Source organism: Streptomyces sp. NPDC029674, assembly GCF_044903205.1.
In the GTDB taxonomy this organism is placed as follows: domain Bacteria; phylum Actinomycetota; class Actinomycetes; order Streptomycetales; family Streptomycetaceae; genus Streptomyces.
Window position 1 is genome coordinate 70,285 of sequence record NZ_JBJDPY010000009.1, and the last position, 13,185, is coordinate 83,469.

Consider the following 13,185-nt stretch of genomic DNA (forward strand, 5'->3'; position numbering starts at 1 on the left):
CGTCGACGTTCCCGCGTGCGGCGCCGCCCCCCCCCCCCGCGCGCGCCCGCCCCCCCCCCCCCCCCCCCCCGCCCCCCCCCCCCCCGCCCGCGCCCCCCCCCCCCCCCCCCCCCCCCCCCCCCACCCGCATGACCGCATACGTTCGTCCCGCTGCGAGCCGCCGGCCCAACGGCGGCTCACCGAACGGGAGATCGGGGGTGCGCTCGTGCGCGTCGGACTGCTTACGGAGGGTGGCTATCCGTATGTGAGCGGTGAGGCGAGGCTCTGGTGCGACCGGCTCGTACGGGGGCTCGGGCAGCACGAGTTCGACATCTACGCGCTCAGCCGCAGCGAGGGGCAGGAGGCGCGGGGCCGGGTCGAACTGCCGCCCCAGGTCGCCCGGGTGCGCACGGCACCGCTGTGGACCGTCGACGACGAGGCGCTCCGCGCGGCGGGACCCCGTGGCGGCCGCGGACGGCGGGCGCGGCGGAGGTTCGCCGAATGCTTCGGAGAATTGGCGGGGGCGGTGTGCGAGCCACCCAAGCCGTCAGACCCGCCCCGGGATGTGGCGGACCGTTTCGGCAACGCTCTGTACGGGCTCGCCGAACTCGCCCGCGACGAGGGCGGTCTGGTCGGCGCACTGAGATCGGAGTGCGCCGTCCGGGCGCTGGAGAGCGCCTGCCGCGCGCCCGGCGCACTGCGCGCCGCCCACGCCGCGCGAGTGCCCGACCTGCTCACCGTCGCGGCCCTGATGGAGCGGGCGCTGCGGCCGCTCTCCCTCGACTGGTACGGGGCCGACGGCCTCGCCGCCGTCGACCTCTGCCACGCCGCGTCCGGGGGACCCGCGGCGCTGCCGGGGCTACTGGCCGGACACTTCGACGGGGTGCCCTTACTCGTCACCGAGTACGACGTGCGGCTCCGCGCGCGCTACCTCGCCTCGGGCGACACGGACCTCGGCGCGACGGCCCGGGCGCTGCTCGCCTCCTTCCACGGCCTCCTCGCCGCCGAGGTCTACCGCCGGGCCACGCTCATCACCCCCGGCGACACCCATGCCCGGCGCTGGCAGGAGCGCTGCGGCGCCGACCGCGCCAAGCTGCGCACGGTCCACCCCGGCATGGAGTCCGACCGCTTCTCGGAGATCGGCGAGGGGGGCTACGACGACTTCCCCGCCGACCCCGACACCCTCCTGTGGGTCGGCCGTATCGAGCCCGCCAAGGACCTGGTCTCGCTGCTCCACGCCTTCGCGGAGATCCGCGGGAAGGTGCCGGGGGCGCGTCTGCGGGTCGTCGGGGCGCCCGCCGAGGGGCCCGAGGCCCTGGCCTACCTCGCACACTGCCGGGCGCTCGCCGCCCAGCTCTTCCCCGACGAGGTGAAGGGCGCGCACTCCGTGGGCGCAGGCCCGGTCTCCTTCGAGGAGCTCGGCGGGCCCGACGTGCCCGGACTCACCGAGGCGTACGCCTCCGCGGGCGTCGTCGTCCTGTCGAGCGTCGTCGAAGGCTTCCCGGCCGGCCTGGTCGAGGCCATGTTCTGCGGGCGCGTGACCGTCTCGACGGACGTCGGCGCGGTGGTGGAGGTCATCGGCGGCACGGGGCTCGTCGTGCCGCCGCGCGATCCGCGGGCGCTCGCGGAGGCGTGCGTGGCGCTCCTGCGCGACCCCGCGCGCTGCGCGCGCCTGGGGGCGGCGGCGCGGGCACGGGCGCTCGAGCTCTTCACCGTCGAGCAGAACGTCGCAGCGTTTCGAAGCATTTACCTGGAGATCGTCTCGCACTGCCCGGTCCGCAGGGACGCGGTGAACGAGGCGGGCGAACCGGTGCCGTTCGCGCATCCGGCGGAGGCGTATCTCCCGGGGCGCTGGGCGGTCACGGTGGGCCCGGCATCCGGGGCGGAGCCGGGGGCCGAGGGCGGCGGGGTGCCGAGCTGGGCCGCGGAGGAACCGGCTCAGGAGCCGCTGAAGGGAGCCGCCGTATGAGCCGTACGAGCCGTATGAAGCGGGACGAGCTGCCGGGGGCCGGGGTGACCTCGCTGGTCGGCGGGGGATCGGTTCCCGGGTTCGGGGAGGGCGCGCTCGGTGAGCTGAGCGGTGACGACGACGGTGACAGCGGGTGGGACGCGCGCGGCAAGGGCGGACGCGACAGCGGTGACGGCGGTGGTGGCGCACCGTCCTCGCGCGCTGCCGCCCCCGCCGAGCCTCCGAGGCGCGGCCCCGCCGACCCCGTGAAGGCCCTCATGCACCGCCACCGCGACCTGTGCGAGCGCGCCGTCGACCCGCTGGAGATCGCGGCGGGCCTGGAGGCGCACGGCGTTACCGACCGGGTGGCCGCGAACTTCCGGCACCGGGACGTGTTCGCACTGGCCGAGGAGATGTACGCGCGCGTGCCCGGCGTCACCGCTCCCGACGACGTGGGTACGGGACGGGGCGCACACGGGGTACCCGAAGTGCCGCGCGGCTGGGCCCTGTTCGCGCTGCTGCCCGGCGCCGTGTGCGCGGCAGCCGTGGCCGGACTCGGATTCGGTCCCGGGTTCGGTCTCGGCGAGGGGAGCGCGCGCCTTGCGCTCGCGCCCCTCGGCGCGCTCGCCGTGGGCGCGGCCCTGCACATCGCCCTGCGGTACGGGCCGTTGCGCACCGTCGCCCCTCGATCGCCCGCCACGCGCGCGTGGGTGTGCTGGCTCCTCGCGTACGCCCTTCTCGGCGACGGCCTCCTCAAGGGCATCGTCGCGGGGGACCCGGACGGGCCCGGCGACCTCTGGGACCCGGCGGTCGCCACGCTGCTCGGCCTCGCGCTGGCCGTCGCGCCCGCGATCTGGTGCGCTCGCCTCTTCGCGGTACGGGCCGGGAAGCGGCTCGCCACCAGCCGCGGACTCGCCGAATTCACCGCCTCCGTAAGGCCGTTGCTGCTCGGTGTGTTCGCCCTCTTCCTGGGGGCGCTCGTGGCGGTGCTCGCGCTGGCGTACGCGCTGCTCGGCAAGACGGGGACGAGCGCGGACGGCGGCGCATCGGCCCTCGCCGGTGCCGCCGCCCTCGGAGCGCTGCTGCTGCTCGCGCGGCTGCTCGGCGTCCACGGCTTCGTACGCGCCCCCGCCCTGCTGCTCGGCGCCGCCGGTGCCGCTGAAGCGGCCGCGCCGGCGCTGGTGTTCGCGGGCCGGCTGCCCGGATGCGACGCGCTGGCCGCGCCCGTCACGCGCGCCGTCGAGGCGTGGGGCCCCGGTGTCGTACCGGCCACCGCCTGCGGTGCCGCCGCCCTCGTCCTCCTGGTCCACGCGGCCAGGACCCTGACCCTGGCCTCCGCCCACGCCGGTTCCCGTGACGCGCCGAACGACGACGCGCCGTGAGGCAGCGCCCGCGGCCCGGACCACAGACCCACCAGACCACTCTCCCGCGGGGCCGACACCGCGGGCCCGATCCCGTGCACCACGGCAACGTCCTGAAGGAGAAAGACAGATGACCACCCGCAGCCGTCTCCGCCGCCGAGCGGCCACCCCGGGAGGCGCCCGATGAGGGTGCTGCTGATCGGAGCCAACGGATACCTCGGCCGGTTCGTCGCCGACCGGCTGCTCGCCGACCCGGCGGTGCAGCTCACCGCACTCGGCCGCGGCGACGACTCGGACGTACGGTTCGACCTCGCCAGCGGGAGCCCCGGCGCGCTCACCCGCTTCCTGGACGCCGTGCACCCGGGCGTCGTCATCAACTGCGCCGGTGCCACCAGGGGCGGCGCCCGCGACCTGACCCGGCACAACACCGTCGCCGTCGCCACCATCTGCGAGGCCCTGCGGCGCAGCGGCTGCGGGGCGCGCCTCGTGCAGCTGGGCTGCGGCGCGGAGTACGGGCCGAGCCAGCCGGGCTCGTCGACCGCCGAGGACGCGGTGCCCCGGCCCGGCGGTCCCTACGGAGTCAGCAAGCTGGCCGCCACCGAGCTGGTGCTCGGCTCCGGGCTCGACGCCGTCGTCCTGCGGGTCTTCTCGCCCGCCGGGCCCGGCACGCCCGCAGGATCGCCCCTCGGGCGGCTCGCGGAGGCCATGCGGCGCGCGATGCAGGCGGGGGACGGCGAGCTCAAGCTCGGCGGGCTCGGCGTGCAGCGGGACTTCGTCGACGTACGCGACGTGGCGCGCGCCGTGCACGCCGCCTCGCTCTCCGCCGCGCAGGGCGTCGTGAACATCGGCGCGGGCCGCGCCGTACGTCTGCGTGACGCGGCCGCCGTGCTTGCCCGCGTCGCGGGGTACGGCGGAGCGCTGCACGAACTCGACCAGGTGCCAGTGCGGGCATCCATCGGCCACCCCCGGGGCGAATCGGAGCACGGGCTGCCGGCCGCCGCCGCGTACCCCTACCCGGACGGCTGCGGCAGCTGGCAGCAGGCCGACGTGCGCACCGCGCGCGACCGGCTCGGCTGGCGGCCCCGCATCAACCTCGAAGAGTCACTCGCCGACATCTGGATGGAGGCCGCATGCCGCATCTGACCAGGACCAAAAGGGGCGCCGCGAGCACCGAGGTGCGCATCGGCTTCGGCATCCCCGGCTTCGCCCACCCGCTCGTCGCTCCCGTCGAGTGGTCACAGCTCGCCCGCCCCGGCACCCCTTTGAAGTGGGTTGTCCTGAATGTGGCGAACGGTCCGGGGGAGCGGCCCGACCCGCACTGCCTGGAAGCGGCGGGCCGCCTGCGGAACGCGGGCGTCCGCGTACTCGGCCACCTCGACACGACGTACGGCGCCCGCTCCTTCGGCGAGCTGGTCTCCGACGCGCACCGCTACCTCGACTGGTACCAGGTCGACGGCTTCCTCCTGGACCGCTGCCCGACCGGGCGGGCGGCGCTCCCGGAGGTGCGCAGGACGGTCGCGACCCTGCGCGCCCTGGTCGACGACGCGCACATCGTGCTGGGCCACGGCACCCACCCGTACCCCGGATACGCCGAGACGGGCGACCAGTTGGTGACCTTCGCCGGCCCCTGGAGCGACTACCGCTGGTCGCAGGTGGCCGAGTGGACCGCCGACTACCCGCCCGAGCACTTCTGCCACTTCGTGCACGGCATGCCGCGCGGACATCTCGACGAGGCGCTGCGCATCGCCCGCTGGCAGGGCGCCTCGACGATCTACTTCACGGACCGGGTGGACGGGGGCGGCCCGGGTGACCCCTGGGAGTCCATGCCCGGGTACTGGGACGAAATCGTCTCGCGTATCGGAACAGGTGTCTCGGAATGAAGAAGGGCGTGGCAGTGTTACTTGCAGAACAACCGTTCCGCATTACCGACCAACGGAGTCCCCGTGTCGCTGCCACCCCTGGTCGAGCCCGCATCCGAGCTCACCGTCGATGAGGTTCGCAGGTACTCCCGCCACCTGATCATCCCCGACGTCGGGATGGACGGGCAGAAGCGGCTGAAGAACGCCAAGGTGCTGTGTGTCGGCGCCGGTGGCCTCGGGTCGCCGGCGCTGATGTACCTGGCCGCGGCCGGTGTCGGCACGCTCGGCATCGTCGAGTTCGACGAGGTCGACGAGTCCAACCTGCAGCGCCAGATCATCCACAGCCAGGCGGACATCGGCCGCTCCAAGGCGGAGTCCGCGAAGGACTCGGTCCTCGGCATCAACCCGTACGTGAACGTGGTCCTGCACGAAGAGCGGCTCGAGGCCGACAACGTGATGGACATCTTCAGCCAGTACGACCTGATCGTCGACGGCACCGACAACTTCGCGACCCGTTACCTGGTCAACGACGCGTGCGTGCTGCTCAACAAGCCGTACGTGTGGGGCTCCATCTACCGCTTCGACGGCCAGGCGTCCGTCTTCTGGAGCGAGCACGGCCCGTGCTACCGCTGCCTCTACCCGGAGCCCCCGCCGCCCGGCATGGTCCCCTCCTGCGCCGAGGGCGGCGTGCTCGGCGTGCTGTGCGCGTCGATCGGCTCCATCCAGGTCAACGAGGCCATCAAGCTCCTCGCGGGCATCGGCGAGCCGCTCGTCGGCCGCCTGATGATCTACGACGCCCTGGAGATGCAGTACCGCCAGGTCAAGGTCCGCAAGGACCCCGACTGCGCGGTCTGCGGCGAGAACCCCACCGTCACCGAGCTCATCGACTACGAGGCCTTCTGCGGCGTCGTGTCCGAGGAGGCCCAGGAGGCGGCGGCCGGTTCGACGATCACTCCCAAGCAGCTCAAGGAGTGGATCGACGCGGACGAAAAGATCGAGATCATCGACGTCCGCGAGCAGAACGAGTACGAGATCGTCTCGATCCCCGGCGCCAAGCTGATCCCGAAGAACGAGTTCCTCATGGGCACCGCCCTCCAGGACCTGCCGCAGGACAAGAAGATCGTCTTGCACTGCAAGACGGGTGTCCGCAGTGCGGAAGTCCTCGCGGTGCTGAAGTCCGCGGGCTTCGCGGACGCGGTGCACGTGGGCGGCGGCGTGATCGGCTGGGTCCACCAGATCGAGCCGGAGAAGCCGGTCTACTGACCTGCTGAAGAGGCCCCGCTCACCTTCGGTGAGCGGGGCCTTTCTTCATGAGCAGACCTTGCCGTCCTTCGGCGCCTTGCCGTCCAGCAGATACGTGTCGATCGCGCCGTCCACGCAGTCGCTGCCGTTGCCGTACGCCCCGTGGCCCTCGCCCTTCCAGGTCAGGTGGACGCCGACGCCCTTGCCGAGCTCGTCCGCCATCTTGCGGGCACCTTCGTAGGGAGTGGCCGGGTCACCGGTGTTGCCGACGACGAGGATGGGAGCGGCGCCGGGCGCGCTCACCTCGGGGGAGTCGTGCAGCCCGGCCACCGGCCACTCGTGGCACCAGCCCGCCGTGTCCCAGCCCAGGAACTCCCCGAAGACCGGCGATATCTCCCGGAACCGGTCCAGGCGCTTCTCCGCCTCTTCCGGAGTGGTCCGCACCTTGGCGTCCAGGCAGGAGATCGCCCGCTGGGAGTGGCTCTGCGTGCTGTAACGCCCAGAAGCGTCACGTTCGTTGTACGCGTCGGCGAGCTGGAGCAGGGTCGAGCCGTCGCCCTTCTCGGCGTCCTCCAGGCCGCGGGTCAGCGCGGGCCAGGTCTGCTTGCTGTAGAGGGTGACCAGGATGCCGGTGTGCGCGAGGGACTCGGTGAGCTTCCGGTCGCCCGAGGTGCGCATCGGCTCGGCGTCCAGGCGGTCGAAGAGCTTCTCTATCTTCGCGGAGCCCGCCTTCGGGTCCTCGCCGCGGGACTTGAAGTAGTTGTCGAGGGCGCGCTGGAAGCCCCGCGCCTGGTTCTCCGCGTGGCCGATCGGGTCCGCGCTCGGGTCGACGACCGCGTCGAAGACGGCCCGGCCCACCCTCTTCGGGAACAAGTGTGCGTACACGCCGCCGAGTTCGGTGCCGTACGAGACACCGAAGTAGTGCAGCTTGTCGTCGCCGAGGACCTGGCGCATGACGTCCATGTCGCGGGCGGCGTCGTCGGTCGAGATGTGCCCGATGAGCTTCTTCGAGCCGCGCTCGCAGCCCGCGCCGAAGTCCGCGGCGTCCTTGAAGTACGCCTCCTTTTCGGCCGCGGAGTCCGGCGTGAGGTCGACCTTCTTCTCGGCGGCCTGCGTCGCCCTGTCGTCACGGCAGCGCACGCCCTCGCTCGCCGCGACCCCGCGCGGGTCGAAGCTCACCAGGTCGTACCGCTCGCGCAGCGCGTCGTACGAGTCGGCGAAGGACGGGAGCCCGGAGACGCCCGAGCCGCCGGGACCGCCGAAGTTGAAGAGGAGGGAGCCGATGCGGTCGCCCTTGCCCGTGCTCCTGGCGCGGATCAGGGCGATCCCGATGGTCTCGGCGTCCGGCTTGTTGTAGTCCAACGGCACCTTGAGCGTCGAGCACTGCCACTCGGCGCCCGGCGCGCTGCCTCCCTCGGGTGCCTTGCAGCGGCTCCAGTCCAGCTTCTGGGAGGTCAGCGAGGCGGGCAGGGGCGAGGAGGGATCCGGCTTCGGCCGCGGTTCGGGAGCGCTCGCCGAAGGGTTCTTCCCGTCGCTCCCGTCCCCGCTGTCGTCGGACGAGCCACAGCCGGCGGCCAGGCCCGCCACCAGCACTCCCGCGGCGGCCATGGCCGCGGACCGTACAAAACGCTGCATAGAAGCGCTTCCCCCCTCGGAAGACAGTTCAGGCCATAGTAGGCGGGGCCTCCGACAGCGGTTCGGGGCGGTTCCGACAGCGCTTCGGGGCGGTCAGGAGCAGACCGTCCCCGCCTTCGGAACCTTCCCCTCCAGCAGATAGCCGTCCACGGCGTCCCGCACGCACTTGTTCTTGCTGTCGTACGCCCCGTGGCCCTGGCCCTTGTACGTCAGCTCGACGCCGACTCCCTTGCCGAGCGCCCGCGCCATCTTGCGGGCGCCCTCGTACGGTGTGGCCGGGTCGCCGGTGTTGCCGATGACGACGATGGGCGGCGCGCCCTCGGCGCTCACGTCGGGGTGGTCGGCCTGGCCCTCGACCGCCCAGTCGGTGCACCCGACCATGCCCCACGCCAGATAGTCACCGAACAGCGGTGAGGCCTTCCGGAACTCGGGGAGCTTCTTCTCGACGTACTCCGTGCTGTAACGCGCCTTGTCGTCGGCACAGTTGATGGAGACGTTTGCGGACTGGATGTTGCTGTACTCGCCGTCCTCGTTGCGTCCGTTCATCGAGTCGGAGAGCGCCATCAGGATCTTGCCGTCGCCCTCGTAGGCCTCTTCGAGGCCCTGCGTGAGGTAGGGCCAGAAGTCTTTGGAGTACAGGGACTGCGCGATGCCGTTGGTCGCGGCGGTCTGCGTCAGTTCGCGCGGCGGCAGGCCGGTGATCGGCTTCTTGTCCAGGTCCTTCAGGAGCTTCGCGATCCGGTCCTTGACGTCCTGCTCGGTGTCGCCGACCGGGCAGTCCGCCTCCTGCGACGTGCAGTCCTTCGCGAAGTTGTCGAGCGCGAGCTGGAACCCCTCGGCCTGGCCGCGCGAGCCCTGTTCGGCGGTCTCGGTGGGGTCGACGACCGCGTCGAAGACGGCCCGCCCCACCTTCTTCGGGAACAAGTGTGCGTAGACCCCGCCGAGTTCGGTGCCGTACGAGATGCCGAAGTAGTGCAGCTTGTCGTCGCCGAGGACCTGGCGCATCAGGTCCATGTCGCGGGCCGCGTCGGTGGTGCGGACGTGCGCGAGGGTGTCGCCGGCGTTCTTCTCGCAGCCGCTGTTGAACGCCTTGACGTTGTCGACGAGCTTCTTCTTCTCGGCCTCGTCGTCGGGCGTGGAGTCCTGCTGGAAGTACGTGTCGAGCTTGTCGTCGTCCTCGCACTCGATGCCCGCGCTGCGGCCGACGCCGCGCGGATCGAAGCTCACCAGGTCGTAGCGGGTGCGCAGCTTGGCGTACTCGTCTCCGAAGGCGGGCAGCGTGGTGATGCCCGAGCCGCCCGGGCCGCCGAAGTTGAAGACGAGGGAGCCGATGCGGTCCCCCTTGTCACCGCCGGCGGCCGCCTTGATCAGCGCGATGTCGACCGTGTCGCCCTTGGGCTTCGCCCAGTCGAGAGGCGCCTTCATGGTGGCGCACTGCCACTTCGCGCCGCCCGGCAGCGGGGACGGGGCGTCGCCGCCGCCCTCGGAGGCGGCGGGCGCGGGACAGTCCTTCCAGCTCAGCTTCTGAGCGGACAGGTCCTCGTCCTTGGAGTCGCTGCCGCCGCACGCCGCGAGCGTGGCGGACAGCAGCAAGGTGGCGGCGGCCAGCGCGGTGGCGCGCGGTTGGTGTGTGGGCATGTGCTCATCCTGAAGGGGGAGCAGGCGGGACGCTCGGGGCGCGGGCCGTGTGGGTGAGAAATCGGCCACAGGGCCCGGGGCTCAGAGCAGCCCCTTCCTTGTCAGGTGGTTGAAGAACAGCCACCCCGGAAGCACCGGCAGCCACAGCGTCAGGAGCCGGTAGAGCAGCACCGCGGGCGCCGCCACGTCCTTGGGCACACCCACCGCGATCAGGCCGAGTGTCAGCGTCGCCTCGACCGCGCCCACACCGCCGGGCGTCGGCGCCGCCGAGCCCAGGGCATTGCCCGCGAGGAAGACGACCGCGACGCTCGCGAGGCTCAGCGACGTCATCTGTTCGTTGCCGAAGGCCCGCACCGAGGCGTCCAGGCAGAGCACGAACATCAGGGTGAGCAGCAGCATCCCGCCGATGCCGGTGAGCAGCTTCTGCGGCCGCTGCAGCACGTCCAGCATGCGCGGCACGACACCGGCGAAAAGCGACCGCACGCGCGTGACGACGAATTTCCGCAGGAACGGGATGGCGGTCACCACGAGGACGAGCACCGCGACCGACAGCAGACCGGCGATGACGGTGCGGGACGGCGTGAACGACGGCGTCTTCTCCGTACCCGTCAGATAGCCGAAGATCAGCAGCAGCAGGATGTGCGAGCCGAGTCCGAAGAGCTGCGAGGCGCCGACGCTCGCCACCGCGAGCCCCGAGCGCACCCCGGACCGCTGGAGGAACCGGGTGTTCAGCGCGACACCGCCGACCGCCGCGGGCGCCACGATCTTCACGAACGACCCGGCGACCTGCGCCGCCACCGCCCGCAGGAACGGCACCCGCTCCGGCACGAAGCCGAGCAGGCTCATCGCGGCGGCGAAGTAGCTCAGCGCGGAGAAACCGACGGCCGCCGCCACCCAGCCCCACTCCGCCTCCTGGAAGAGCGTGCCGAATTCGACGTGGGTGAGCTGCGACAGCAGGAAGTAGGCGCCGATGGCACCGGCGATGAAGCTGATCAGCGTGCGCGGCCTGATCCGCTCCAGCTGCGCCGGCTCGACCGGCGCCGTCGGGCGGATGAGCAGCACCTGGTGGCGGATCTGGGTGAGCAGATCCTCCTCGCGGGCCTGCTCCAGGGCGTCGTCTATGGCCTGTTTCTCGGCCTGCCGCTCCTGCTTGGCCGCCTGCTTCTCCTGCTTCGAGGACTGCTTGTCCGTGCGGCCGTCCCCGGCCACCTCGGCGCGCACGCTCTGCCGGGACTTGCGGGAGGCCTCCAGGACGGCCTCACGCTCGCGCTGGGACCGTTCCCGGGCCAGCCTGGCCAGGGTGGAGCGGGTGGAGCGGGTGAGGGCGATGGGCTGCAGCAGCGGCAGGCAGTCGGCCACCGCGTCCGGGCCGAGGACCTCGACGGCGGCGGCGACCGCGCGCTCGGCGCCCACCCGCAGGCCGAGGGCGGTCAGGAGCTGGGCGATGTCGATGCGCAGGACCAGGTCGCCCGCGGCGATCTCACCGCCCCGCAGGTCCGTGAGGATCACGGTGCCGGAACGATCCACCAGAATCGCGTCGCCCGCGAGTCTGCGGTGCGCGATACGGCGTGATTGCAGCGCCTGCACCTGCCGCCAGGTGTCGCACAGCAGTTCGTCGGTGACGGCCTCGTCCGGCAGCGAGTCGAGGGTGCGGCCGCCCGTGTGCTCGTAGACGAGCATCACGGCGTCGGGGCCGAGCTCGGAGGTGGCGATCAGCTTGGGCGCGTTCGCCCCGGCCGCGATGGCCGCGTACGCGAGCAGGGCCTCCTGCTCCAGGGCCTGGCGCAGCGACTGCAGGCTGCGCCGCTGGGTGATGCCCCGCAGGGTGAGCCTGCGCCAGACGCGGTAGAAGAAGCCCTGCGCCTGCTGCTCGCGGTCGATGACCGTGACGTCGAGGGGCGGGCCGTCCTCCAGGGTGACGAAATAGCGGCGGCCGCGGTCGCCGTGCTCGCTGTCCGCGGCGTCCTCGCGGGCGGCGCTCACCGGGTGGAAGCCGACGTGCCGCAGGCCCACGAGCAGGGTCTGGCCGGTCGGCCGTACGTTCGGCGAGCCGACCGCGTAGAGCGTTCCGTACGCCACGGCCCAGCCGATGAGCACCGTGAGGATGATCGAGAACGGCGTCGTGTAGCCGGTGACGAGCATCGTGAACGCGTCGAGCAGCAGCACCACGAAGAGCACCAGGCGCCAGCGCGGTCTGCGGGACATGCCGACGGCCGTCATGTACGCGATGACGGGCGCGAGGTAGCCGTGCACCGGATCGGTGAACGCGTGGAGGTCGGCCGGGGACGGCTTGGTCAGCGCGTCCTGGATGGAGCCGGGGGCGGCCTTCGCGACCCAGAGGTCGGTGGCCAGCGTCACACCGTGCGCGAGCACGGCCGCCAGCACGCCGTCCGCGATGCGGAGCCCGTCCCGTTTGATCAGCCGCTCGATCGCGAAGGCGACGGGGACGAGCAGCACACCGATGCTGGCGACCAGTCCCGCGACCTTGATCAACAGATCGGGCGCCTGCTCGGTGCCCTTGTCGATGTCCTGTTCGAGCCCGGACGTCGTGCCATGTGCGAACGCGGCGATGGCCAGCAGCACCGCGATGGCGAGGACGCCGACGAGGAGCCGCATGAGGTCCGAGGGGCGGTGCACGCGCGCGGCGAGGAGCGGCTCGTCGCCGGCGACACGGTCGGCGTGGGCCCCGTCGTCGGAGCAGCCCGCGCCCTGCGCGAGGTCGTCCCCGACGCCTTGCTTCTCGTTCTTTTCGCTGTTCAGGGGGTGCTCACCGGTGTCCGGGCGCGACTCGGACGCAGAGGTGCCCGCCTTCTCATCGGGATGCACGCCCTGCCGCTCCGTCGTCTCTTCTTGATCTCGTATCACCAGTCACCGCCCGCACGATGGTGGCATGTCTCGGTCCGGGAGGGAGGCATCAGGGGGCAACGCAAGGCTGCGAAGTGGTCACGAAACGACACTTTGCGCCCCGTCGCGCGGGCCGGGGCACGCTCTGTGCCGAGCCCGTCACCATGTCGGTGGGGTACGGCAGGATGGTCCGGATGAGCGAGTTGCCGGAGTACGCGGAACGGGTCCTGGAGGTCGCGGAGCTGATCCCTCCGGGTCGGGTGATGACCTACGGGGACGTCGCCGAGTGGCTGGAGGAGGGCGGCCCACGACAGGTCGGACGCGTGATGGCCCTCTACGGAGGAGGCGTTCCGTGGTGGCGCGTGGTGCGCTCGGACGGCGTGCTGCTGGCGGGCCACGAACTGCGTGCCCTGGAGCGGTACCGCGAGGAGGGCACTCCGCTGCGCCGGGCGTCGCGCACCGCCCAGGGGCACGTTCCGAAGCTCGACATGCGGCGGGCCCGGTGGGACGGCGGGGCGGGCGGCGCGGACGGCCGGGCGGGCGGCGCGGGAGCTCACACCTGACAGCTTCCGGCATCCGGCGGACCGGCGGGGGACCGATGGCCCGTACGGGGGAAGCCACGCGTCCTCCGCGCCCACTGGCGTAGCGTCGACAGCACGCATCCCCTTCACCCCGCGGC

Annotated in this window: 9 protein-coding genes; 6 read left to right on the forward strand and 3 right to left on the reverse strand. The window is 72.3% G+C overall.

Annotated elements, in window-relative coordinates:
* The first annotated feature begins 205 nt into the window (after positions 1-205).
* The 5 genes from ACI2L3_RS22255 to moeZ all read left to right on the forward strand — a co-directional run bounded on the left by ACI2L3_RS22255 (position 206) and on the right by moeZ (position 6,410).
* Complete coding sequence (locus tag ACI2L3_RS22255; protein ID WP_404754114.1) at positions 206-1,948, forward strand: DUF3492 domain-containing protein; 1,743 nt, start codon at positions 206-208, stop codon at positions 1,946-1,948.
* Positions 1,945-3,309: a hypothetical protein gene (locus tag ACI2L3_RS22260; protein WP_404754115.1), complete on the forward strand. Its 1,365-nt coding sequence runs from the start codon at positions 1,945-1,947 to the stop codon at positions 3,307-3,309. Before ACI2L3_RS22255 ends, ACI2L3_RS22260 begins: the two co-directional genes overlap by 4 nt.
* Before the next feature lie 162 nt (positions 3,310-3,471).
* On the forward strand, positions 3,472-4,431 hold the full coding sequence (locus tag ACI2L3_RS22265; RefSeq protein ID WP_404754116.1) for an NAD-dependent epimerase/dehydratase family protein: 960 nt from the start codon (positions 3,472-3,474) through the stop codon (positions 4,429-4,431).
* Positions 4,419-5,168, forward strand: a complete 750-nt coding sequence (locus ACI2L3_RS22270) for a spherulation-specific family 4 protein (RefSeq protein WP_404754117.1) — start codon at positions 4,419-4,421, stop codon at positions 5,166-5,168. Before ACI2L3_RS22265 ends, ACI2L3_RS22270 begins: the two co-directional genes overlap by 13 nt.
* A 63-nt stretch (positions 5,169-5,231) precedes the next feature.
* The gene (moeZ, locus tag ACI2L3_RS22275) at positions 5,232-6,410 is read left to right on the forward strand and encodes an adenylyltransferase/sulfurtransferase MoeZ (protein ID WP_404754118.1); all 1,179 of its coding nucleotides are present in this window, start codon (positions 5,232-5,234) and stop codon (positions 6,408-6,410) included.
* A 45-nt stretch (positions 6,411-6,455) separates the two neighbouring features.
* Here the strand turns inward: moeZ and ACI2L3_RS22280 are convergent, their stop codons facing one another.
* The 3 genes from ACI2L3_RS22280 to ACI2L3_RS22290 form a co-directional block, all read right to left on the reverse strand.
* Positions 6,456-8,024 carry an alpha/beta hydrolase gene (locus ACI2L3_RS22280; RefSeq protein WP_404754119.1) on the reverse strand — a complete coding sequence of 523 codons (1,569 nt, stop codon included), beginning with the start codon at positions 8,022-8,024 and terminating at the stop codon, positions 6,456-6,458.
* 93 nt (positions 8,025-8,117) lie between these two features.
* The gene (locus ACI2L3_RS22285) at positions 8,118-9,662 is read right to left on the reverse strand and encodes an alpha/beta hydrolase (RefSeq protein WP_404754120.1); all 1,545 of its coding nucleotides are present in this window, start codon (positions 9,660-9,662) and stop codon (positions 8,118-8,120) included.
* Between the two features lie 81 nt (positions 9,663-9,743).
* Positions 9,744-12,527, reverse strand: coding sequence for a lysylphosphatidylglycerol synthase domain-containing protein (locus ACI2L3_RS22290; RefSeq protein WP_404754121.1), 2,784 nt, complete (start codon positions 12,525-12,527; stop codon positions 9,744-9,746).
* Between the two features lie 164 nt (positions 12,528-12,691).
* Between ACI2L3_RS22290 and ACI2L3_RS22295 the strand changes: the two genes are divergently transcribed.
* Positions 12,692-13,069 (forward strand): MGMT family protein, encoded by a 378-nt coding sequence (locus ACI2L3_RS22295; RefSeq protein WP_404754383.1) that lies wholly within the window; start codon positions 12,692-12,694, stop codon positions 13,067-13,069.
* Positions 13,070-13,185: the final 116 nt, after the last annotated feature.